23 protein-coding genes and 2 pseudogenes are annotated in these 22,036 nt (G+C 64.8%); 11 read left to right on the top strand and 14 right to left on the bottom strand.

Features of this window, described 5'->3' with window-relative positions:
• Positions 1–9: 9 nt before the first annotated feature.
• Complete coding sequence (gene mazG / locus ACTRWG_RS18515) at positions 10–825, bottom strand: nucleoside triphosphate pyrophosphohydrolase (RefSeq protein ID WP_027237332.1); 816 nt, start codon at positions 823–825, stop codon at positions 10–12.
• Between the two features lie 63 nt (positions 826–888).
• Between mazG and ACTRWG_RS18510 the strand changes: the two genes are divergently transcribed.
• The 4 genes from ACTRWG_RS18510 (at position 889) to ACTRWG_RS18495 (ending at position 4,555) form a co-directional block, all read left to right on the top strand.
• Entirely contained in the window at positions 889–2,055 is a 1,167-nt protein-coding gene (locus tag ACTRWG_RS18510) for a M20 aminoacylase family protein (protein WP_027237333.1), read from the top strand.
• Positions 2,056–2,132: 77 nt separating this feature from the next.
• Complete coding sequence (gene speB / locus ACTRWG_RS18505; protein ID WP_462829765.1) at positions 2,133–3,101, top strand: agmatinase; 969 nt, start codon at positions 2,133–2,135, stop codon at positions 3,099–3,101.
• Positions 3,094–4,041: an agmatinase gene (gene speB / locus ACTRWG_RS18500; protein WP_027237335.1), complete on the top strand. Its 948-nt coding sequence runs from the start codon at positions 3,094–3,096 to the stop codon at positions 4,039–4,041. Before speB (ACTRWG_RS18505) ends, speB (ACTRWG_RS18500) begins: the two co-directional genes overlap by 8 nt.
• A gap of 73 nt (positions 4,042–4,114) precedes the next feature.
• A complete protein-coding gene (locus tag ACTRWG_RS18495) occupies positions 4,115–4,555 on the top strand; it encodes a DUF1499 domain-containing protein (protein WP_027237336.1) in 441 nt (146 codons plus the stop codon).
• A gap of 385 nt (positions 4,556–4,940) precedes the next feature.
• On the opposite strand, the gene ACTRWG_RS18490 is transcribed toward ACTRWG_RS18495, so the two are convergent.
• Entirely contained in the window at positions 4,941–5,240 is a 300-nt protein-coding gene (locus tag ACTRWG_RS18490; protein ID WP_259956640.1) for a hypothetical protein, read from the bottom strand.
• Positions 5,241–5,300: 60 nt separating this feature from the next.
• Between ACTRWG_RS18490 and prfA the strand changes: the two genes are divergently transcribed.
• The 3 genes from prfA (at position 5,301) to ACTRWG_RS18475 (ending at position 8,110) form a co-directional block, all read left to right on the top strand.
• Positions 5,301–6,356: a peptide chain release factor 1 gene (gene prfA, locus ACTRWG_RS18485; RefSeq protein WP_462829764.1), complete on the top strand. Its 1,056-nt coding sequence runs from the start codon at positions 5,301–5,303 to the stop codon at positions 6,354–6,356.
• A gap of 2 nt (positions 6,357–6,358) precedes the next feature.
• On the top strand, positions 6,359–7,210 hold the full coding sequence (gene prmC, locus ACTRWG_RS18480; RefSeq protein ID WP_209320214.1) for a peptide chain release factor N(5)-glutamine methyltransferase: 852 nt from the start codon (positions 6,359–6,361) through the stop codon (positions 7,208–7,210).
• A gap of 213 nt (positions 7,211–7,423) precedes the next feature.
• Positions 7,424–8,110 (top strand): DUF4167 domain-containing protein, encoded by a 687-nt coding sequence (locus ACTRWG_RS18475; RefSeq protein ID WP_027237341.1) that lies wholly within the window; start codon positions 7,424–7,426, stop codon positions 8,108–8,110.
• 105 nt (positions 8,111–8,215) lie between these two features.
• Here the strand turns inward: ACTRWG_RS18475 and ACTRWG_RS18470 are convergent, their stop codons facing one another.
• The 3 genes from ACTRWG_RS18470 to rsmA form a co-directional block, all read right to left on the bottom strand.
• Positions 8,216–8,755 carry a GNAT family N-acetyltransferase gene (locus tag ACTRWG_RS18470; RefSeq protein ID WP_027237342.1) on the bottom strand — a complete coding sequence of 180 codons (540 nt, stop codon included), beginning with the start codon at positions 8,753–8,755 and terminating at the stop codon, positions 8,216–8,218.
• A gap of 85 nt (positions 8,756–8,840) precedes the next feature.
• The gene (locus tag ACTRWG_RS18465) at positions 8,841–9,626 is read right to left on the bottom strand and encodes a pyridoxine 5'-phosphate synthase (protein ID WP_027237343.1); all 786 of its coding nucleotides are present in this window, start codon (positions 9,624–9,626) and stop codon (positions 8,841–8,843) included.
• 40 nt (positions 9,627–9,666) lie between these two features.
• The gene (gene rsmA / locus ACTRWG_RS18460; RefSeq protein ID WP_027237344.1) at positions 9,667–10,509 is read right to left on the bottom strand and encodes a 16S rRNA (adenine(1518)-N(6)/adenine(1519)-N(6))-dimethyltransferase RsmA; all 843 of its coding nucleotides are present in this window, start codon (positions 10,507–10,509) and stop codon (positions 9,667–9,669) included.
• Between rsmA and ACTRWG_RS18455 the strand changes: the two are divergent.
• Positions 10,499–10,630 (top strand): annotated as a pseudogene (locus ACTRWG_RS18455) (hypothetical protein); the annotation flags it as partial. The gene rsmA and the pseudogene ACTRWG_RS18455 overlap by 11 nt on opposite strands.
• Here ACTRWG_RS18455 and pdxA read toward each other — a convergent pair.
• The 5 genes from pdxA to lptF are packed head-to-tail and all read right to left on the bottom strand — an operon-like array spanning position 10,594 to position 17,188.
• Positions 10,594–11,565 carry a 4-hydroxythreonine-4-phosphate dehydrogenase PdxA gene (gene pdxA / locus ACTRWG_RS18450; protein ID WP_027237345.1) on the bottom strand — a complete coding sequence of 324 codons (972 nt, stop codon included), beginning with the start codon at positions 11,563–11,565 and terminating at the stop codon, positions 10,594–10,596. The pseudogene ACTRWG_RS18455 and the gene pdxA sit on opposite strands and share 37 nt — an antisense overlap.
• Positions 11,562–12,821, bottom strand: a complete 1,260-nt coding sequence (locus tag ACTRWG_RS18445; RefSeq protein ID WP_027237346.1) for a peptidylprolyl isomerase — start codon at positions 12,819–12,821, stop codon at positions 11,562–11,564. The genes pdxA and ACTRWG_RS18445 overlap by 4 nt, the downstream gene beginning before the upstream one ends.
• Entirely contained in the window at positions 12,806–14,986 is a 2,181-nt protein-coding gene (locus ACTRWG_RS18440; protein WP_462829763.1) for an LPS-assembly protein LptD, read from the bottom strand. The genes ACTRWG_RS18445 and ACTRWG_RS18440 overlap by 16 nt, the downstream gene beginning before the upstream one ends.
• Positions 14,970–16,073, bottom strand: a complete 1,104-nt coding sequence (lptG, locus tag ACTRWG_RS18435; protein WP_027237348.1) for an LPS export ABC transporter permease LptG — start codon at positions 16,071–16,073, stop codon at positions 14,970–14,972. Before lptG ends, ACTRWG_RS18440 begins: the two co-directional genes overlap by 17 nt.
• Complete coding sequence (gene lptF, locus ACTRWG_RS18430) at positions 16,070–17,188, bottom strand: LPS export ABC transporter permease LptF (protein ID WP_027237349.1); 1,119 nt, start codon at positions 17,186–17,188, stop codon at positions 16,070–16,072. Before lptF ends, lptG begins: the two co-directional genes overlap by 4 nt.
• Before the next feature lie 191 nt (positions 17,189–17,379).
• Here lptF and ACTRWG_RS18425 point away from each other — a divergent pair, with 191 nt between their 5' ends.
• The 3 genes from ACTRWG_RS18425 (at position 17,380) to ACTRWG_RS18415 (ending at position 20,010) form a co-directional block, all read left to right on the top strand.
• Positions 17,380–18,855 (top strand): leucyl aminopeptidase, encoded by a 1,476-nt coding sequence (locus ACTRWG_RS18425; RefSeq protein ID WP_027237350.1) that lies wholly within the window; start codon positions 17,380–17,382, stop codon positions 18,853–18,855.
• 6 nt (positions 18,856–18,861) lie between these two features.
• Positions 18,862–19,320 carry a DNA polymerase III subunit chi gene (locus ACTRWG_RS18420; RefSeq protein WP_027237351.1) on the top strand — a complete coding sequence of 153 codons (459 nt, stop codon included), beginning with the start codon at positions 18,862–18,864 and terminating at the stop codon, positions 19,318–19,320.
• A 135-nt stretch (positions 19,321–19,455) separates the two neighbouring features.
• On the top strand, positions 19,456–20,010 hold the full coding sequence (locus tag ACTRWG_RS18415) for a CHAP domain-containing protein (protein WP_027237352.1): 555 nt from the start codon (positions 19,456–19,458) through the stop codon (positions 20,008–20,010).
• A 26-nt stretch (positions 20,011–20,036) separates the two neighbouring features.
• Here the strand turns inward: ACTRWG_RS18415 and ACTRWG_RS18410 are convergent, their stop codons facing one another.
• The 4 genes and pseudogenes from ACTRWG_RS18410 to ACTRWG_RS18395 all read right to left on the bottom strand — a co-directional run.
• Positions 20,037–20,453: a globin domain-containing protein gene (locus tag ACTRWG_RS18410; RefSeq protein WP_027237353.1), complete on the bottom strand. Its 417-nt coding sequence runs from the start codon at positions 20,451–20,453 to the stop codon at positions 20,037–20,039.
• A gap of 117 nt (positions 20,454–20,570) precedes the next feature.
• Positions 20,571–21,152 carry a retropepsin-like aspartic protease family protein gene (locus ACTRWG_RS18405; RefSeq protein ID WP_027237354.1) on the bottom strand — a complete coding sequence of 194 codons (582 nt, stop codon included), beginning with the start codon at positions 21,150–21,152 and terminating at the stop codon, positions 20,571–20,573.
• Positions 21,153–21,196: 44 nt separating this feature from the next.
• Positions 21,197–21,817: a MarC family protein gene (locus tag ACTRWG_RS18400; RefSeq protein WP_027237355.1), complete on the bottom strand. Its 621-nt coding sequence runs from the start codon at positions 21,815–21,817 to the stop codon at positions 21,197–21,199.
• Positions 21,814–22,036 (bottom strand): annotated as a pseudogene (locus ACTRWG_RS18395) (ABC transporter ATP-binding protein); the annotation flags it as partial. The pseudogene ACTRWG_RS18395 and the gene ACTRWG_RS18400, both read right to left, overlap by 4 nt.

The raw sequence follows: 22,036 nt of genomic DNA, 5'->3' as shown, positions 1-22,036 counted from the left end.
GGAACGCGCTCAGGCGCGCTCGTCAGCTTTCACTTCGTCCCAGAGCGCATCCATTTCGGCCAGGTCGCTGTCCTCCGGGCGCTTGCCGCGGGCGGCGAGCTTGGCTTCGACGCCCTCAAACCGGCGGGTGAATTTGGCGTTGGCGGCGCGCAAGGCGGCTTCGGGTTCAACACCCAGGTGGCGGCCCAGGTTGGCCATCACAAACAGCAGGTCGCCGAATTCCTCCTCGACCTCCGCTTGGGAGAGGGTGTCGCGGGCCTCGACCAGTTCGGCGCATTCTTCGGTGATCTTGGCGATGACATTGTCTGCCGAGGGCCAGTCAAAGCCGACGCGGGCGGCGCGTTTCTGCAGCTTGTAGGCGCGCAGCAGGGCAGGCAGGCCGACGGCGACCCCGTCCAGCGTGCCTTTCTGTGCCTTGCCTGCGCGCTCTGCGGCCTTGATCGCCTCCCAGTCGCGGGTCTGCTGTTCGGCGGATTTCTCGCGGCTTTCGCCGCCAAACACATGCGGGTGGCGGGAGACCATCTTGTCCGACATCGTCCTGACCACGTCCTGGAAGGTAAAGTGGCCCGCCTCCTGAGCCATCTGCGCGTGAAAGACGGATTGGAACAACAGATCGCCCAGTTCGCCCTTCAGCTCATCCCAGGCTTCGCGCTCAATCGCGTCGGCAACTTCGTAAGCCTCTTCAATGGTATAGGGGGCGATGCTGGCGAAATCCTGTTCGATGTCCCAAGGGCAGCCTGTCTGCGGATTGCGCAGGCGCGCCATGATCTCCAGGAGCCTTTCAATGCCCGCGGTTTCGTCGTGGATCAGGTCTGTTTCTTGCATTGCGGCTGCTCTTGTTCCGGTGTCAGATGCATCATCCCGAGTCTGGAGCAGGAGTCCACCCCGATGCCCGTTGTGAACCGTATCGCCGATTACGCCGAGGAGATGAAGGCCTGGCGGCGGCATCTGCACCAGATCCCGGAGCTGGCGCTGTACCTGCCCAAGACCGCCGCCTTTGTGGCGGAGCGGCTGCGGGAGTTCGGCGTGGATGAGCTGCACGAAGGCATCGCGCAAACCGGGATGGTGGCGATCATCAACGGGCAAGGCGAGGGGCCGACCGTCGGGTTGCGGGCGGATATGGACGCGTTGCCGATCCCGGAGGAGACCGGAGTGGAGTATGTCTCGGGCCATGAAGGCAACATGCACGCCTGCGGCCATGACGGGCATACCGCGATGCTGCTGGGCGCAGCGAAATACCTGGCAGAGACGCGCAACTTCAAGGGCCGGGTGGCACTGATCTTCCAGCCCGCGGAGGAGGCGATTGGCGGAGCGCGCATCATGGTCGAGGAAGGCATCATGGAGCGTTTTGAAATCGGCGAGGTTTATGCGCTGCACAATGCGCCGGGCCTGCCTGTGGGGCACTTCCTGACCACGCCGGGCGCGCTGATGGCGGCAGTGGACACGTTCCACATCCATATCCAGGGGCTTGGCGGCCACGGCGCCATGCCGCAAGAAACCCGCGATCCGGTGATGGCGGCCTGCGGTATTGCCCAGGCGATCCAGACGATTGTCTCGCGCAACCATCACACGCTGGAGGATCTGGTGGTCTCTGTCACGCAGATCCACACCGGCAGCACTGACAACGTGATCCCCGACACCGCCTATATCAACGGGACCGTGCGCACCTTCAAGCCGGGGGTGCAGCAGATGGTGATGCGTCGGATGAAGGAGATCGTCGCGGGGCAGGCGGCCAGCTATGGCGTCGAGGCGGAGCTGGATTATGAAATCGGCTATCCGGCCACGTTCAACGACACGGAAAAAACCGCCTTTGCCGTGGATGTGGCCAAGGAAATCTCGGGCGAGGCCAATGTCGAGCCGGACGGCGGGCGAGAGATGGGGGCGGAGGATTTCGCCTATATGCTGCAGGCGCGGCCCGGATCCTACCTGTTCCTGGGCCAAGGGGACTCTGCCGGGCTGCATCATCCGAAATATGACTTCAACGATGACATCGCGCCAGTGGGGGCGTCCTTCTTTGCCCGGCTGGTGGAGCGGGCGCTGCCGGTCAGCGGGTAAATCCCCGGCAGATGACAGAGACCTGCAAAGCCGGTATTTGATCAAAATCTGAAACCGCACAACAGGGACGCACCGCCATGGCACTGGAAGACGCAAAGCACATGATCGACCACGCCTTCACCCGCGAGGATCTGAAGGGGTTGAGTTTCGAGATCACCTTTGGCGGGGCGACATCCTTTCTGCGCCGCAAATACACCAAGGATCTGACCGGCGTGGATATTGCCGTGACCGGTGTGCCCTTTGACCAGGCGGTGACCAACCGCCCCGGTACCCGGCTGGGACCGCGGGCGATCCGTGAGGCCTCTGCCCTGCAAAGCCCGGATGAGCCTTATGGCTGGCCGCATAAACCGCTGAGCACGCTGGCGATTGCGGATTACGGCGATCTGGCCTTTGACCACGCCAATGTGCCGGAGTTCCCGGCGGCGCTGACAGAGCATATCCGCGGGATCCTTGCGGCGGATACGGCCTCGGTCGTTTTGGGTGGCGATCATTATATCAGCTTTCCGATCCTCAAGGCCTATGCCGAGAAGTACGGGCCAATCTCTCTGCTGCAGTTTGACGCGCATACGGACACCTGGCCGGATGACAACATGGACCGGGTGGATCATGGCACCATGTTCTACAAGGCCGTGAAAACCGGGATCGTGGACCCCGAGACTTCGGTTCAGGTGGGGATCCGCACCACCAACGACGACACGCTGGGGATCAACATCATAGACGCCCCCACCGTGCATGAGATCGGACCCGTCGAGACCGCGCGGCGGATCAAGGACATCCTGGGGAACCGGCCAACCTATCTGACTTTTGACATCGACTGCCTGGACCCGGCCTATGCCCCCGGCACCGGCACACCGGTCTGGGGCGGGCTGAGTTCCGCGCAGACCGCGCGGATCCTGCGGGAGATTGCCGGCATCAATATCAAGGGCGGTGACGTGGTGGAGGTCTCTCCCCCCTTTGACACAACCGGCGCAACTGCTATTGCCGGGGCGCATGTGGCGACGGAAATCATCTGCCTTCTGGGCTGGAACATGAGAGACAATGACTGACTTCAATCAACCGATCAGCGGTAACGACCTGGCCCGGTTCTCGGGACCGAACACCTATATGCGGCTGCCGCAGGCAACCTCGCTGGACGGCTTGGATGTTGCGGTGCTGGGGGTTCCGATGGATATCGGCACGTCCTGGCGGTCCGGAACCCGGTTCGGCCCCAAGCAGATCCGCGCCGAAAGCGCGATGCTGCGGCCCTATAACATGGCCACCGGCGCGGCGCCGTTCGACAGCCTGAACATTGCCGATATCGGCGATCTGGCGATCAACACGTTTTCGCTGCCGGATTCGCTCAGGATCATCCAGGAGAGCTATGAGGCGATTCTGTCAGGCGGGGTGATCCCCATGGCGATGGGGGGCGATCATTCGATCACGCTGCCGATTCTGCGCGCCATTGCCAAGAAATACGGCCCCGTGGCGCTGGTGCATGTGGATGCTCATGCGGATGTGAATGATGACATGTTCGGCGAGCGGGAAACCCATGGCACCGTGTTCCGCCGCGCTTATGAGGAAGGGCTGATCGTCCCCGACAAGACCTATCAGATCGGCCTGCGCGGCACCGGATATGCCGCCACCGATTTCGCCGAGGCGCAAAGCTGGGGGTTCCAGCATTTCCCGGCACAGGAACTGTGGGGGCGGCAGCTGCACCAGATGGGTGCGGAAATTCGCCGCGATATCGGCAATAGGCCGGTCTATGTGAGCTATGATATTGATAGCCTTGACCCGGCCTATGCGCCGGGCACCGGCACGCCGGAAATCGGCGGCCTGACAACGCCGCAGGCGCTGGAGCTGATCCGGGCGCTGAAGGGGGTCAATATCGTCGGCTGCGACCTGGTGGAGGTGTCGCCGCCCTATGATCCCTCGGGCAACACCGCTTTGGTGGGCGCAAACCTGCTCTATGAGCTGTTGTGCGTGCTGCCGGGCGTGGCGACAAAATAAGCGGTCCGGCCTCACGCGACAGGCCGGGGGAGGGCCGCGCAGGGAGGAGGCAAGGCTTGACCTTGAAACCGCAATGAAGCGGCTGATGCTGTTTGGCTGGCTGGTGCTGGCCGCCGTGGTTGCCGGGCTGGGGTTCATCCGGCTGGCACCCAGCGATCCGCTGGACTGGAACACCCAGCCGGAGTTCACCGAGGACAAGGAGTTCCGCGGCGGCGTGTTCCGGGTGGTGCGCACCGGGCCCGGCGGGCTGGAGCGGTTCCACCGCATCGCCAGCCATGCGCCGCGCACCAGCGTGCTGGCGGGCGGGCCGGACGACGGGATGGTGACCTATATCACCCGCACCCAGGTGCTGGGCTTTCCCGATTACACCACCGCGGCGCAGGACGGCGATCTGCTGAAGGTCTATGCCCGGCTGCGCTTCGGCCGGTCCGACCTGGGCGCCAACAAGGAGCGGATCAACGGCTGGCTGGCAGAGATGGAAGGGGCGCCGCAAGAGGCCTCGGCCAGCGAGTAACCAGGCGGGCATGCTCCCGCTTGTTCGCGGGCTTTTGGAACAAGCCCCTCACAGTTGGGCGGGGTGCTGCGCTGGGCGCGGCGCGGGCCCTGCCGCCTTTGGCGACAGGGCCTTTAGCTTTTGCTGAGAAGCGCTTCAAGGGCTTGGCTGCCCCTGAAGGCGCCATTCCGATTGTGTTTCGTCTTGCCGCGTCAAGGGCAAGCCGCGCTGGCGCGCGGTGGCTGCGCCACCCTTGACCCGGCGCGGAGTTTGCAGCGAATTGTCCTGCGATACTTGTTGAAACTCTTGCAGGATCACCGGGCAGAAAGGCTCTGTCCAGCAAAGGGGCGTCCGCCAGACTCGTGTTTCCGCCGCAGAGACTGCGATGCAGCCGGGGCGCCCTGAATCAGAGCTGCGGCAGCTCCAATGGTGCGGCTGACGTCTCAGGCAGCGGAGCCAGAGACGCCGACAGGCAGCTGCTTTGCACCTCGCGCCACATCGGCACGTTCAGGGACATCTGGCATTGCGCCATGAACATGCGCCCGTCCACCTGCAGGCAGCGCAGCTCGCCAAGCTCGACCCGGGCGCCGGACTTGTCGGTGCAGTAGCAGTCGATGGTTTTGCCGCCGGGCCCCTTCACATCCGCCAGTGCAATGCCGGGCAGAGTGAGGAGGATTGTGGCAATAAGGACTCTGGCATGTCGCATGGCTCTAGCATATCACATGGGGGTCACTTGGCCAAAACATGAACAACAATAGGCGCGCCCATGGTTCCCGAAGAGCGGCTGGAACAGATCCTGCAGCGGTTTCAGTATCTTGAAGCCGCAATGGCGGATGGTGCCGGGGGCGGGGATATTGCGGCCCTGGCCAAGGAGTATTCCGACCTGCGCCCGGTGGCGGAGCAGGTGACGGCCTACCGGAAGCTGCTGAGCGACTTGGAGGAGGCCGAGCTGATGCTGGCGGATCCGGATATGAAGGATCTGGCGGAGGAGGAGATCCCGGCGCTGAAGGCGGCGATCCCGGAAGCCGAGCATGCGCTGCAGCTCGCCTTGCTGCCCAAGGACGCGGCGGACAGCCGCCCGGCGATGCTGGAGATCCGCCCTGGGACAGGCGGCGATGAGGCGGCCTTGTTCGCCGGCGACCTCTTGCGGATGTACCAGCGCTATGCCGAGGGGCATGGCTGGAAGTTTGACATCATCGAGGAGCAGGCCACCGAGCTGGGCGGCATCAAGGAAGTGGTAGCCCACATCAAGGGCGAGAATGTCTTTGCCCGTCTGAAGTATGAATCGGGCGTGCACCGGGTGCAGCGGGTGCCAGCGACCGAGAGCGGCGGGCGCATCCATACCTCGGCGGCCACCGTAGCGGTGCTGCCGGAGGCGGAGGGCGTGGATATCCATATCGACGCCAATGACATCCGTATCGACACGATGCGGGCCTCGGGTGCAGGCGGTCAGCATGTGAACACAACCGACTCGGCGGTGCGGATCACCCATTTGCCAAGCGGGATTGTCGTGACAAGCTCGGAAAAGTCCCAGCACCGCAACCGGGAGATTGCCATGCAGGTGCTGAAGACGCGGCTGTATGACCTGGAGCGGCAGCGGATCGACAGCGAGCGCTCAGCCGACCGGGCGAGCCAGGTCGGGTCCGGCGACCGCTCGGAACGCATCCGCACCTACAACTTTCCGCAGGGAAGGATGACGGATCACCGCATCAACCTGACGCTGTACAAGCTGGATCAGGTGATGGGCGGCGATCTGGACGAGATTATCGACGCGCTGACGGCGGACAATCAGGCCCGGCTGCTGGCCGAGATGGGGCAGTGAGCATGGCAGAGACCGCGGCACAGGCGATGGCGGCAGCGACGGCGCGGCTGCGGGCGGCAGGAGTGCAGGATCCGGCGCGGGATGCACGGGTTCTGCTGGCCCATGCGGCCCGGATTGAGGCCAGCCGGGTGACGCTGATTGCGCCCGAGGAACTGGCCCCGGAAGTGGCTGAGCGCTATGAGCAGCTGATTGCGCTGAGGGCGGTGCGGGTGCCGGTGTCGCATCTGATCGGAGAGCGGGAGTTCTACGGGCGCCGCTTCAAGGTTTCGCGCGATGTGCTGGACCCGCGGCCCGAAACCGAGATTCTGATCGAGGCGGCGCTGGCGGAGCCCTACAGCCGGGTTCTGGACCTCGGCGTCGGCTCCGGCTGCATCCTGGTGACGCTGCTTGCGGAACGGCAGGAGGCGACCGGGCTGGGGGTGGATATCAGCGAGGCCGCTTGCCTGCAGGCCAGTGCCAATGCGGTGCTGCACCGGGTCCAGGCACGCGCGGATATTCAGCAGTCGGACTGGTTCGAGGGGGTTGAGGGGCAGTTCGACCTGATCGTCTCGAACCCGCCTTATATCGCGCTGGAAGAGATGGAAGGCCTGTCGGCGGAGGTGCGCGGGCATGAGCCCGGCATTGCGCTGACCGATGGCGGCGACGGTCTGGGTGCCTACCGGCGCATTGCAGCTCAGGTGGGTGCGCACCTGGCGCCGGGCGGGCGGGTGCTGCTGGAGATCGGGCCGTCGCAAGGCGCTGCGGTGAGCGCGCTGCTGGAAGCGGCCGGGCTGAACGGCATTGCCGTGCTGCAGGATCTGGACGGCCGCGACCGGGTTGTGCGGGCGCATTCCAGCGCAAAGAGCAGCATTTAACGCGGAAATTCGCGATTTCGAAAGAAAAAACACAGAAAATACCATTGTGCCCCTTGTCTGGGGCTACGTAAAATGGTTACTCAGAGGGAGCCGCTTGAGGAGAAAGCTCAGCAAGCCTTCCCGCGGCTTCAAGCCCAAAAAAGCTGATGATCCGGCGCTCAGGCGCGCATGATTGGGTCTACGGCGCATTAACTCAAGGCTTACGTTAGGCATATGAGATCGTCCAAATCACGTTCACGTTCCAAGTCGAACCGGAACCGTCCCAATGGCGCCAATGTTGTCAACCGCGTGTTTGACAGCTCCGGTCCCGAAGGAAAGGTGCGCGGAACGCCGCAGCAGATCATCGACAAATACAATCAGTTGGCGCGCGATGCGCAGCTGAGCAATGACCGGGTGGCCGCGGAGAATTTCCAGCAGCACGCAGAGCATTATCTGCGCATGCTGAACGAAGCTCAGCGCGAAATCGAGGCGCGCCGTGAGGAGCAGGAGCGGCAGAACCGCGAACGCCAGGCCGAGCGCGACCGCGAGCGGGCCGAGCGGCTTGAGCGGCAGGAGCGTGAGGCCGCTGCAGCCGCTCCGGCGGCTGAACCGTCCGGCAGCCCGCAGCCTGAGGTGATCGACCCGCGCGGCGACAACGGCAACGGAGCCGACAGCGGTCTGGTGGAAACACCGGAAAGCCAGTCGGCGGCCCCTGCAGAGGCTCCGGCCGAGGGCGCGCCGAAAAAGGCCCCGGCCCGCAAGCCGCGGGCACGCAAGCCCGCAGCCAAGGCTGAAGATGGGGCACCGGCCGGCGATGGCGGCGGCGAGGCGGAGGCCAAACCCGCGCCAAAGAAGACCAGCCGCTCGCGCGCGAAGCCGAAGCCAAAGACCGAAGACGGTCCGGCGGAAGCAGCTGAATAAGCGGCGCTAAAACAGATGAGCGAAAGACCCCCGGTGCCAATGGCGCCGGGGGTCTTTTGTTGTTGAGAGGGTGTTGCGGGAGAAATCCCGGTTTTGATGCTTGTGCTACCAGTAGTCCGGATTGTTCAGGGCCTCGATGCAGGATGACGGGCCGCGCAGGGGCGCAAGCTCTGCGCCGCTGAGCGGCTGCGCCAGCCAGCCCTCCGGAAAACGCAGCGGCACGGGGGCTGCGGCCTGCGCTTCGGTTATCTGACGAAAGCCAGCCTTGCCGTAATAGGCCGGATCGCCGTATGTGACGGCGGTGTCGGCGCCCTGTTCGCGGATCCCGCTCAGCCCGTATTTTATCAGCGCCTGCCCGATGCCCTGCTTTTGCCGCGCGGTTGCGACAGCAACGGGTGACAGGATGAACACCGTGCGGCTGTCCTGATCGTAGCGCAGCCGTGAGAAGATGATGCAGCCGGCGAGCGCGCCGCCGTCCCGGGCCGAATAAACAAAAAAGTCCTCATCCGGCGTCTTGGCGAAGATATCGCGGACCAGCCCCGCGATCAGATCGCCTTCGGCGTCCCCCTCCGAGGCGGCGAAAACCGCCCGGAAGAGGCTGATGATTTCAGAGGTATGGCCGCGGTTCTCCGGCAAAAACTCCATTCGCCGCTCCTGTCTCTGGTGGCTGGCTGTTGCACCCAGCATAGGGCAGCCGCGGGGCGGGCCGTCAAGCGCCGGGCCGGGGCGGTTAAGCTTTGTGGCCCAGCACCTGCAGGTAGCGGCGGACCGCCTCCGGGAAACCCAGCATCAGCGCATCGGCAGTGAGGGCGTGGCCGATGGAGACTTCGGCCAGATCCGGAATGGCCTGGCGCAGGGCAGGCAGGTTGTCCACGGTCAGGTCGTGGCCCGCGTTCATCATCAGCGCAGTGCTGACGCCCTCTGCGCCAAGCCGGCGGGCGGCGTCTGCGGTGGCCGCGATCCTGGCCAGTTCCCGTTCTGTGGCGTCAGGCGCGGTCTGATTGGCGTAAGGCCCAGTGTAGAATTCGATCCGGTCAGCGCCCGCCTGCTGCGCCAGCGCCGGGTCAGCGGGGTTGGCGTCCACGAAATAGGAGACCCGGATGCCTTCGGCCTTGAACTCCTCGGCGACGGGCAGAAGCATTTCGCCATCGGCCGCAAAGTCCCAGCCGTGGTCGGAGGTGGATTGTTCAGGGCTGTCGGGCACCAGCGTCACCTGATGCGGCTTATTTTCGAGCACCAGGTCGATGAAGTGGCGGGTCGGGTAGCCCTCGATGTTGAACTCCGCCTGCGGGAATTCATTGGCGATCAGGCGGGAGAGGTCCGGCAGGTCGGAGAAACGGATGTGGCGCTCATCCGGGCGGGGATGAACGGTGATGCCATGGGCGCCGGCCTGCAGGATGGCGCGGGCGATGTCGATCAGATTGGGCCAGGGCACCTCGCGCCGGTTGCGCAGGTAGGCAACGGCGTTGACGTTCACGGACAGCAGGGTCGGGCGGGAGGTAACCGGTCGGGTCATCGGAAAATCAGGCTCCGGCAAAGAAATCGGGAAAGGAGGCTCAGGCCTTGGCCAGTTCGCGGGCCAGCGCGCAGAAGGCTTCCAGGCTGACCTGTTCGGCGCGCTCCGTGGGCGGGATGCCTGCGGCGTTCAGATGCGCCTCGATGTCAGGGGAAATCCCCTTGAGCGAGGCGCGCAGCATCTTGCGGCGCTGGTTGAAGGCGGCGGCGACTACGCGGGACAGGATCGTGGCATCGGCGGGGAAGCGCGGCTCGGGCAAGGCGTCCAGATGCACCACGGCGCTGGAGACCTTGGGCGGCGGGGTGAAGGCGCCGGGCGGCAGCGACAGCACGATGCGGGCATCGGCCCGCCACTGGGCCAGGATCGCCAGGCGGCCATAGGCTTTGGAGCCGGGCTGCGCCACGATGCGCTCGGCCACCTCGCGCTGGAACATCAGGGTGAGGCTCTGCCAGAACGGCGGCCATTCCTTGGGCGTCAGCCAGCGCACCAAGAGTTCGGTGCCGACGTTATAGGGCAGGTTGGCCGCGATGCGGATCGGCGGCGTGAGGTGTTCAAGCGGGTCGATTTCCAGCGCGTCGCCATTGATCACCTCAAAGCGGCCCGGGTAGGCGTCGGCGATCTCCTGCAGAGCGGGCAGGCAGCGGGTGTCCTTTTCCACCGCCAGCACCCGGCGGGCGCCTTCGGCCAGCAGGCCGCGGGTCAGACCGCCGGGGCCGGGGCCGATTTCCAGCACGTCGCAGCCGGTGAGATCGCCTGCCTGGCGGGCGATCTTGGCCGTAAGGTTCAGATCCAGCAGGAAGTTCTGGCCCAGCGATTTGCGGGCGGAGAGCTGATGCGTCGCGATCACTTCGCGCAGAGGAGGGAGGGAGTCGATGGCGCTCATGTCATCTGTACCTTGGGACATGGCGCGGGCCATGCGCCAGAAATTTCATGCCTCCGGCGGGGATATTTCCCGCCAGAAGAAGAATCAAGTGCTGGCGGCCATGCGCTGCGCCAGCTTCAGGGCCTCGATCAGGCTGGAGGGGTTGGCCTGGCCGGTGCCCGCGATGTCAAAGGCGGTACCGTGGTCTGGCGAGGTGCGGATGAACGGCAGGCCCAGGGTCACGTTCACACCGCGGTCGAAGTCCAGCGTCTTGATCGGAATCAGCGCCTGGTCATGGTACATGCACACCGCCGCGTCATAACGGGCGCGGGCGGCGGCATGGAACATCGTGTCGGCGGGGTGCGGGCCGGTGATGTCCAGCCCCTCAACCCGCATCTGGCCGATCAGGCCGTTGATCCAGTCAAGTTCCTCAGACCCCATGGCACCGCCTTCGCCCGCGTGCGGGTTTAGTCCCGCAACGGCGATGCGGGGCGACGCGATGCCGAATTGATCGCGCAGCCCGGCGGCGGTGATCTCAACGGTTTCGCGCAGCAGGCCCGGGGTCAGCACCTGCGGCACGTCTGCCAGGGCGATGTGGATGGTGGCGGGCACCACCCGCAGCTGCGTGCTGGCCAGCATCATCACCACGCGGTCGCGGCCTGCGAGCGCGGCAAGAAATTCGGTGTGGCCGGGGTAGGCAAAGCCCGCGCCGTCGATCAGCGCCTTTTTGTGAATGGGGGCAGTGCAGACGGCGGAGGCTTCACCCTGCTGCACCAGCCGCACGGCGGTTTCGATCGACTGGATAACACCGGCGGCGTTGGCCGGGTCGGCCGTGCCCTTGGACGCGCTGCCGCCGAAGGCGAGGGGCAGCACCGGGAAGTGGTCTGCGCAGGCTGCCGCGGCCTGTGCCGGGGCGGCGATTTCCTTGACCGGGGTGCCGGCGGGCAGGTGGCGCGGGTCGCCGATCCAGAAAAACGGGCAGGTTCCGCGCAAGGCGTCCCAGGCCTTGACGGCGATTTCCGGGCCGATGCCTGCGGGCTCGCCGCAGCTGAGTGCAATGGGCCCGGGCTGATTCATTTGATGTCGATCCGAGCGTCCGCGCGCAGCTGCTCCAGGTAGCTGTCAACCAGGGAGGTCATCCGCTGCGCCGCCAGCGCATTGGCTACGGTTTCGCGGCTGGCGCCTTCGCCCAGATCGGCGGTGCGGCCGCAGAGCATCAGCACCATAAGGGTCTGGCCATTGTTGCGGGTCAGCGCGGTGGAAGTCTCATTCGGGTCCAGCTTGGACAGTTCCAGAGCGATATCGCTGGGGATCTCAGAGGGCGGCAGGCTTTCGACCGCCAGAACCGACGGATCCTGCCCCTGTGCCAGGCCGTAGAAATCTTCGCAGGTGTCGACGCTGTTCACCACCTGCTGCGCGGCGGCCAGGGTTTCGGGCGTGCGTCCGCCGGGCAGGAAATAGGTGGCATATTCGATGGCGGTATAACGCGGGGCGGCGCCCTCGACCTCGCGCAGGCCGCGCATTTGGAACAGCGCCACGGCGCCCTGCAGCGGCAGCGGCTCAGAAATCTCGCCCGGTTGCAGCGCCAGCACAACTTCCTGCAGCTGCGGCGGCAGCTTGGTCAGCGGCATCCAGGGCAGGCGGCCGCCATCGCTGCGGCTGCCAGCCGCTGAATACTGGGCGGCAGCGGCAGAGAAACTGTCATAGCCCTTGAGCTGGGCCACCTGCTCCACCAGTTCCTCGACCTGGGCGGCGTTCTGGTCATTGACCGGCACGATGAATTCGCTCAGCAGGACCTGGACGCTGCCGCTGCCCGCCGTGCCCATGGCGCGGTCGATCTCTTCCGGCGTGGGGCGGGCGCGGGACAGGAAACGGGCGCGGGTGTATTCGCGCCAGCCCAGCCCGACCTTGGTGAAGTCGCGCAGCGTCTGCGGTGCAACGCCCTGCTGCTGCAGCGCGGTGAGGAAGTCGTTGAGCGAGAGGTTGGCGCGCCCGGCCAGTTCTTCCATGCCCGCTGTGATGTCTTCTTCGGTCAGTTCAATTCCGGCCTGCTTCAACACCTGCAGCTTGAGCCGGTCGTTGATCAGCTCTTCGCGGGCCGTCTCCAGCGGATCGCCCGGCACCCGCAGCGCGGCCTGAAAGCGCGCGCGCTGTTCCAGCTCGTAGCGGGTGATGACCTGGTCATTCACGGTGATTGCCGGGGCAAAGAGGTTTTGCGCGCCCGCGGGCAGGCCGCTCCAGGCCAGCCCTGCCGCCAGCGCCAGCGCGGCCGCAGTTTTGAGAGCACGGGAAAGGAAAGGTGCCGGGAACCGGGTATTCACGTCTTGCTGCATGACCGCCTGTACTGTTTGCTGCCGCTTTTTACGGAAAATCCGCTCAGCGAGATGGTAAAGCCGAAATCCGTTGTCGGCTCAACACTTGTTGTTGAGGTATAGCGGCGGTTGACCGAAACGTCGACCGTCACGCATTCGTTGCTGTAGGCCACGCCAAGGCCCGCACGGGTGGCCTGGGCGCCGGCGATGTCATAGCGCAGCCGGGCACTGGCAGACCAGTTGGGGTTGATGTCATAGCGTCCGTCCACCCACAGTTCCGAGCTTTCCTCGTCCCGGTCTTCATCCGGATCGGTGCCCAGCCACAGGTATGTGCCGGCAAGGCTGGAGCGGCTGGTGTGCCATTCGCCGCGGAACTCTGCCTTGGAGAAGTTGAGCGAACCGTTCAGCAGGCCGCGGGTGGAGATCGCCAGGCTGTCGCCGTATTTGATCTGGCCCGCCAGCAGGATATCCGATGTGGTGCCGCCCAGGCCCGAGCTTTTGGTGAAGCGGCCGTCGCCGTCGCTGCGCAGCACCTGGCCCGCAGTGGCGTAGGCCTGCCAGCCAGTGGGCGCATAGCCGGCCCAGTTGGCGCCGTAGACCAGCGTTAGCCCGTCTTCGCGGGCGTCGGTTGCCGGGAAGCGCGACAGCGACAGCAGGTTGCCCTGATCGAACTCGACAAAGCGGCTTTCCTCGCTGACCACGTCGCCGCCGCCTTCGTCTCGCCAGCCCAGTTGCAGGATCGGCTCCAGGTACTGGCTGGCGCCGCCGGCTTCGCGGCGGATCATCGGCAGGCGCAGGGTGAGCGCGCTGCGTGGGGTAAGCCGAGTGACTTCCTCGGTAAAGAAAGCGTCATCGTAGGCGCGGAAGGCATCGGCGGCAGCGCCGACTTCCCATTCCGCCAGGATGCCGTAGCCCAGGCGCCAGCTGCGGCGCCAGTCGACGTCAGCGGTCAGCCGGGACAGGTCGCGGCCGTTGCTGTCGGTGGCGGTGCCTTCGATGCTGGAGCTGCGGTGGTGGCCGTGGCCCTGCAGTGTCAGCCGCAGCTCGCCGCCGGTGAGGGCCGGAAAATAGCGGGTCTGATAGAAGGCCTCGGCGATGCCGGAGGGAATGTCGCTTTGTTCCTCGCTGTCGCGCAGGGTCTTGTAATGGGTGAACGAGGTGCGGAACAGGCTGTCGCGCTTGGACCGGGTCAGCACCGCCTCGGACCGCAGGCGGTCCAGATCGGGCAGGCCGTAGTCCGCGACATAGGCGTCGTCCGAGACCGCCTTGACGTCGAAGGTGAAGCGGAAGTCGCGCGGGAGGTCGAACTGGCCTTCGCCAAAGATGTACCCGCGGTCCTCCCCGGAGAACAGGTCGTCGCGCGTATAGGCGGCGTTGAACTCGATCCTGCCGCGGCGGAATGCCTGGCGGTAGCGCACGTCCAGCGTCTGGGTGCTGGAGGAGATATAGGGGGCCAGTGTCAGGTCGCGGTGCGGGCCGAGGGTGAAGAAATACGGCACCTTGATCCCGGTGCCGAGGTTCGAGGTGGAGCGCACCGACGGCACCAGGAACCCGCTGGCGCGGTCCAGCGAGGGATCCGGCAGACGGATCGCGGGGAAGTAGAACACCGGCACATCCAGCACCCTGAGCTGGGCGCTCTCGAAATAGAGCTGGCGTTCCTGCTGGTCGTGGATCACCCGCTCAGCCCGGATCTGCCACAGCGGCGGGCGGCCGTCGTCGCAGACGTGGCAGGAGGTGACGGCGGTTTTGTACAGCTGGGTGTAGCGGCCGCTGACCCGGGTCATTTGCAGCGAGGCCAGCTGAAGCTGCTGCTGAAACACCATTCGGGCGCCGGTCAGCAGGCCATTGCGCAGGTCGCGGTCCATCTCGGCGGCGTTGGCCAGAATGGTGATATCGCCGTTCTGGTCGATACGGATCGGACCCTCGATCTGCAGGGTGCCGTTGCTTTGGTCAAAGGTTATCTTGCGGGCGCGCAGCCGGATATTGCCCTGGAACGCCTCAACGTTGCCCTCGGCCACCAAGGTGCGGTCCGGGGTGATGAAGACCTGATCGGCCACCAGCATTGCGGGCTGCGCCGGGTCGGGGGGCGCTGCGGTCTGCGCCTGCAGTGCAGGGGCTGACAGCGCCAGCCAGGGCAGCACGGCAGAAAGAAGCAGCGCCCGGCGCAGGTTACCCGTCTTCGGCATGGAGAAGCAGTCCCAAGGTCAACAATATTGCAGCAGCGGGCGGCGCCCAGGCGGCCAGCGCCACCGGGATTTGCCCGTTCTCGCCAAGGATTTGCGCGAAATTGCGGATGAAATAAAGCCCGAATCCCAGCAGCACAGCCATCAGCACCGCCAGGCCGGTGCCGCCAAAGCGCGCATGCCGCATGGTAAAGGACGCACCGACCAGCACCATAGCGATCAGGAACAGCGGCCGGGCCAGTTCCGCCTGATAGCGGACCTCATAGCGTTTGGTGGTAAAACCTGCGGCGGACAGCTCGCGGATGGTGGCGGGCAGGTCATAGATCGAAATGCCGCTGGCAGTGCCCAGCGTGTCGCGGATGCGGTCGGTGGTCAGGGTCGTCGGCAGCTGCAGCTCGTCATGCGCTGCGGCGCCGGCTTCCGGGTTGATGCCTGCCGCGAGCGGCCAGGACTTGGCGTTGGTCAGGATCCAGTTGCTGCCGTCCAGCCGGGCGCTCTCCGCAATGATGCGGCGCACGGGGCCCCCGGCGTTGGTATAGGCGTGGATCGAAACGTCATGCAGGGTGATGTCGGCGGCATCGCCGCTGTAGCCCTTGGCGTGGATGACCGATTGGCCGCGGGCGCCGCCCTGGCGCAGCCACAGGCCTTCACCGCTGAGCGACAGGGCGGAAGGCCCGCCGTTGTGATAGGTTTCGGCCAGATCCTGATAGCGGTTGGCGGTGGCTGCCGCGATCGGGTTCAGCATGGTGACCGCCAGGGTGCCGATCCCGGCCGCCACCAGCACCGGTGCCGCCAGGGCCCGGATGCCGGAGCGGCCGATGGCCCGGGTCACCACCAGCTCGCTGCTGCGGGCCAGCCCGACAAACAGCACGATGGTGGTAAGGATCATGATCAGCGGCAGGAACTCGCTGAGCGCTGCCGGAATGTTTAGCAGGCTCAGGCCGATCAGCTGCGGCAGGCCCAGGCCGACCCCTTCGAAGCGGCGGATCTGTTCGTTCAGGTCTATCAGCACCACCAGTGTCATCAGAACCGCGCAGATCACCAGGAACCATTGCAGGAAGCGGCGCGCGTAATAGAGATCCAGCTTCATGCGGAGGCCTCCCGCCGGATGCGTTTGGGCCGGGAGGACAGGATCAGAAAGACCAGAGCCACGGACAGCCCCAGCAGGGTAGGCAGGTAGATCAGCGGCCACAGGCTGGGGTTTTCCAGAACCGGCTCGGAAACGACTCCGCGCAGGCCTTCGATGAAGATCAGCACGACAAACGCCAGGAAGGCCTGCCGCCAGACGCCGAAGCGGGAGAAGGTGCCCAGCATCAGCGCCGAGAATCCGATCAGGGCCACCGCAACGCACACCAGCGCACGGGCAAAGCGCAGATGCAGCTCTTCTGCTTGGGCCCCGGCGGAATACCCATCGGTGCGGGTGACCGCTGCGGTGCTGGTCATCAGCTCAAGGCTGGGGATGGCGCGGATATTGCGGGCCGGGTTCTCAGCTTTGCGCGCCAGGGTGCTGATATCGTAAGAGAAATCCGAAAAGAAGGTGGTCGACATCCGCTGGGTGTTGTTGTCCAGCCGCTGCGCCATGCCCTCCACCATGATCAGATGCGCGCTGCCTTCGTCGCGCACCAGAAAGGCGCGGGCGCCCGTATAGGTGACGGTGATTTCTGGGTCGCGGCGGTCCGACAGGAAGACATCGTTCAAGGTGCCGTCCGGGTCGATCTGCCGGATGTAGAAGGTGACGCCATCCACCGGATGCAGGAAGTCGCCCTCGCTCAGCAGTTTGGCGGTGATGTTGCGGGAGACTTCGCTTTCGCGCACCTCCAGCTGGCTGATCGAGGCGGGCAGCAGGTAATGGGTCAGGGCCGACATCATCAGCGCGGTGATGACGCCGAAGGCCAGCGCCGGGCGGGCCATCTGCCAGGGGCTGGTGCCGGTGGCGCGCAGCACGGTCAGCTCGCTTTCGCTGTTCAGCCGGTTGGTCACCCAGACCGAGGCGCCGAAGGCGGCGATCGGCAGCACCATGCGGATCAGGTTCGGCAGCGTAAGGGCGGTGAATTCCAGAAACACCAGCGCCGACTGGCCATTGCCGATGAGCGTGTCGAACAGCACCACGGCCCGGTTGACCCAGAACACGGCCACCAGAATCAGGGCAAAGAAGCCGAAGAAGAGCAGATACTGTGACAGCACATATCTGTCGTAGCGTGACACCCGATCCCCCCAGACCTTGCCATTGTTATTTTGCCGGACCTTAGTGGATTTGATTGGCGGGGAAAACTGCATTCTCGCACGGGGGCGGGATAGGCGGCGGTTTGCGGATGAGCGCGGGTCTGGCCAAGCGGCGCTGCGCAGGATACCTCTTGAGCCAACAAACAGGTGATACCAGCAGGAGTTCGCAAAAAATGAGCAGTCTTACCCCGATCCGTTTTGCCGAATATGACCCCAAGGCGCTGGCAGAGATGACCGGCCGCGTCGCGGTGATGGTCACGCCGGAGGGCAGCATGGACCAGGCAGCGCGGGCCGCCAACCGGCTGAGCAAAGGCGCCATTGCCCGTCTGATCGAGTCCGAGGGGTTCAAGAAGGCCAAGACCGGCGACGTGATTTCTGTGAGCTGGCCTGCAGGGATGCAGGCGGAGGCGCTGGACGTGCTGGTGCTGCCGCGTAAGCTGACGCCGGTCGAGGCGCGCAAGGCAGGCGCCAATCTGGCCAAGCGCGCCGCGGGCAAGCGTCTGACCGTGATGGCCGGAGGCATGAACAAGGCCGCCGACTTGACCCAGGGGATTGCGCTGCGGGATTATGCCTTCGACAACCACAAGTCGCCTAAGGACGACAAGCCTGAGGGCGAGGTGGTGATCGCCGCCAAGGAACCGTCGGAATTGGAAGCCGCCTGCGCGCCGCTGCTGGCGGTGGCCGAGGGCGTTCACATGACCCGCGATTTGATCAACGAGCCGGCCAATGTTCTGACCACCACCGAATTCGCCCGCCGCATCGAGGAGATGAAGGAGATCGGCCTGGAGGTCGAGATCCTGGAAGAAGCGGACCTGGAAAATCTGGGCATGCGCACGCTGCTGAGCGTCGGCCAAGGCTCCGACAGCCCCTCCAAGGTGGCGGTGATGCAGTGGAAGGGCGGCGCAGACGATGCCGCGCCGCTGGCGCTGGTCGGCAAGGGCGTGGTGTTTGACACCGGCGGCATTTCCCTGAAACCCGCGGCCGGCATGGAAGAGATGACCATGGACATGGGCGGCGCGGGTGTTGTGACCGGCACCATGAAGGCGCTGGCGCTGCGCAAGGCCAAGGCCAATGTGGTCGGTCTCGTCGGGCTGGTGGAGAACATGCCATCGGGCAACGCCATCCGCCCGGGCGATGTGGTGAAGTCAATGAAGGGCGACACGGTTGAGATCATCAACACTGACGCCGAAGGCCGTTTGGTGCTGTGCGATGTGCTGTGGTACGCGCAGGAGCAGTTCAAGCCTGCGGGTGTGATTGATCTGGCGACGCTGACCGGTGCGATTATCATTGGTCTTGGGCATGAAAATGCCGGCGTGTTCTCCAACGACGACGACCTGTGCAATGCCTTCCTTAAGGCCGCCGGCACGGAAGACGAGGGCGCCTGGCGGATGCCCTTGGGCAAGGCCTATGACGACCAGCTGAAATCGCGCATTGCCGACATGAAGAACGTCGGCGGCCGGCCCGCGGGCTCGATCACCGCGGCACAATTCCTCCAGCGTTTCATCAAGGAGGGCATGCCCTGGATCCATCTGGACATCGCGGGCGTGGCCTCGGTGAAGTCTGACACCTCTTATGCGCCCAAAGGCGCCACCGGCTGGGGCGTGATGGCGCTGAACCGTCTGGTCGCGGACAAATTCGAGGCGGAATAAACACTGATGGGGGCTGCCTATTTCTATCATCTGACCCGCAGACCGCTGGAAGAGACCTTGCCGGTCCTTCTGGAGAAGGCGCGCGGGGCGGGCTGGCGCATTGCGGTGCGCGGGCGCGATCCTGAGCGCATGGCCTGGCTGGATGACCGTCTGTGGCAGGGGCCGGAGGAGAGCTTTCCTGCCCACGGCCTAGCGGGCGGCCCCCATGATGCACTGCAGCCGGTCCTGCTGACGGCAGGGACGGAGGCCGCCAATGCACCCGATTGCGTGATGGCGGTGGATGGCGCCGCCGTCAGCGCTGAGGAAGTGCAGGCCTTGCAGCGGGTCTGCATCCTGTTCGACGGCACCGACCCGGAGGCCGTCCAGCACGCCCGCACCCAATGGAAGAGCCTGACGGACGCCGGCTGCTCCGCCCAGTACTGGTCGGAGGAAAGCGGGCGCTGGGAGAAGAAGGCAGAGAAGTAACCCGCCCAGCGCGCGCAATCGGCGGGTTTTTGCCAGTTTTCTTCCGAATTATTTCAATTGTGCAGGAAATGCTCGCGTGAACGCGGGCAGCGCAGTAATCCTCCCGGTCAAAAGATCCAGACACTGGGGGGACAGATGACTTTGAAGCGTGTGTTTCTGCGGCCGCGGCTGCTGCCTGTTGTTGGGGCGGTACTAATGTTGCTGGCAAATTGCGGTGCCCCCCAGAGCGGTTCTGTCGGCCGGGCCGAGGTCGACATCCAGCGTCTGGATTTTGCGGTTCAGGAAGTCCAATCCTTGCGGTCCAAAGGCAAGCGCGTGTGGTGCGTGCCGTTTGCCCGCAATGCCAGCGGCATCGAAATTTACGGCAATGCCAAGACCTGGTGGTCGCAGGCCAAGGGCCAGTTCAGCCGCGGGAAAGAGCCGCAGCCTGGTGCGGTGATGGCCTTTCAGGCAACCCGCTCCAATCCGCTGGGCCATGTTGCGGTGGTGTCCAAGGTCGAAAACCCCCGGCGGATCGAGGTGAACCACGCCAATTGGCACCGCAACAAGGTGTCGCTGGGCATGGCAGTTATCGACGTATCGGCGGCCAATGACTGGTCCGCGGTGCGGCTGGAAAGCAACCCGGGCGCGTTCGGGCGTGTTTACCCCATCGTTGGCTTCATCTCGCCGCCGCAGCCCGGCTCAGGATGAGGCACGAGACGTGAAGCAAGCGGCTGTCAGCTGTTCTGAATGCCGCCGCGCTGGATCATCCGGCCGGAAATCTCCTCAAAAGCCGTGCGCCACAGCGTTTCGAGCTCCGGGGTGAAATCGTCTTCCAGCGCGTTGCGCAGGGAGTCGATCAGTGCTTCCTCCATCGGGGCGAAGTGGGAGATGCGGACGCCCAGGCTAGCGTGTCGTTTGCCGAGTTCCTGAAAGTGCGGGTCGACGGCGGATTCATCGCCAAGCTTGGCAAGAATGACGCCCAGGGTTGTCATGAACTTCATACCCTGGCCTTCCAGATCCTCCCGGAATAGCTGCCGCAGCTCGGGCGCGTGGCGGAACAGCGCGTCATAGAAGAACGCGGGATCCCTGACGGCCTCGTCTCTCAGCTTGCTGTAACTTTCTCTCAGTTGTTCCAGTTCTGCGTCTGTCACGGGGATATCATACTCCTTTCTGGTGTCTCAGTTACTATCCAGCTTAGGAGCAAAGCAGCTGGAATTCCTTGATCCGGCTCAATAACCTGATTGGCGGCGCTGCGGTGACGGGAGAGGCTACCGTGTCAGGACCAGGGCACCGTTGCGGATCTCGATGCTGGACCAGCGCTGCAGGTAGCCCATGCCAAGCAGCGATTGTTCCAGCACCCCCTTGTTGACCCAGACACGCACGCCGGTATCGGTAATGCCGCCCAGCGACATTTCATCAATCCAGACTGAGGCAGTGCGCACTTCGCCATTGGCGGTCTGGGCGCGGCCGAGATAGGCGAGGTTTTCAGTATCAATGCCGGCGCGCCGGGCATCGCTTGCGTTCAGCACGACCTGGCTGGCGCCGGTATCGACCAGAAACTCAATGGGGGTGCCGTTGACATCCAGGGTCAGATAGTAATGCCCGTCCGGTGCGCGCGGCACCTCGACCCGGCCCGCATCCACCGCAACGTTCTGCTGCGGGCGCACGGTCTGGCGGATGTCCTGCCACAGCCCGTAAGACGCAATCACACCAAGGAAAATAAAGCCCCAGACGGCGAACATCTGCAGCGTCTTACCCAGGCTCTGGCGGTTTTGAACAAAGACCCAGGACCCCACTGCCACCAGCAGGATCGCCAGATAGATGAACCGCCCGATCTCATAGTCGCCCATTTGCGCACCTCCTGAACAGAATGTAGGCGTGCCAGGGCGGTATGCTAGCCGGCAAAGCCAAAGGCGCGCAGCCCGTCCAGCACAAACTGTACCGACAGCGCCGCCAGCAGCATCCCCAGCAGACGGGTGACCACGGTGATGCCGGTTTTGCCGAGCATCCGCTCGAACAAGCCGGAGAACAGGCACATCACCAAGAGGATCGCCAGCACCGCGATCACCACCCCCATGACCATGGCAAAGCCGGTGAAGCCGGGCTGCTGGCCGGTCAGCAGGATCACCGTGGCAATGGAGCCCGGCCCGGCCATCAGAGGGATTGCCAGCGGGAAGACGGACGGGTCGTCGAAATCATCCTCCTCGCTGCGGTCCTCGCGCCGTTTGTTGCGGCGTTCGAACAGCATGTCGAGCGCGGTCAGGAACAGCAGCGCGCCGCCCGCAACCCGGAAGGCGGGCATGGAGATGCCGATAAAGCCCAGTACGGCCTCGCCGAGGGCGGCAAATACCGCCAGCAGCACCGCCGCCGTGATGGTCGCCCTGAGCGCGATGGAGCGGCGGCGGGCAGACGGCATCCCTTGGGTCAGCGCGATGAAGACCGGCGTCAACCCGATCGGGTCGACAATGACAAACAGCGTCACAAAAGAGGTGATCAGAAATGCGGTGTCGATCATTGCGCCTCGGCCTGCTCCAGTTTCTCCAGCGCCTCCATCCACAGGCCTTCGGCCCGCTCCAGCGCCTCAATGCATTCAGCGTGCTTTTTCTGCCAGACCGCCATATCCGCAGCCTTGCCCGGCTCGTACAGGTCAGGGTCGGCGAGCTTTTCATCAAGCTTTTCGCGCATTTCGCTGAGCTTTTCCACCCGCGCCTCGGACTTGCGCACGTCGGCCCGC

The sequence above is a fragment of the Leisingera sp. G5_S3_59_S7 genome (assembly GCF_054968485.1).
Note: the sequence above shows the minus strand (reverse complement) of the source record. Positions and strands in the feature narration are given on the sequence as shown.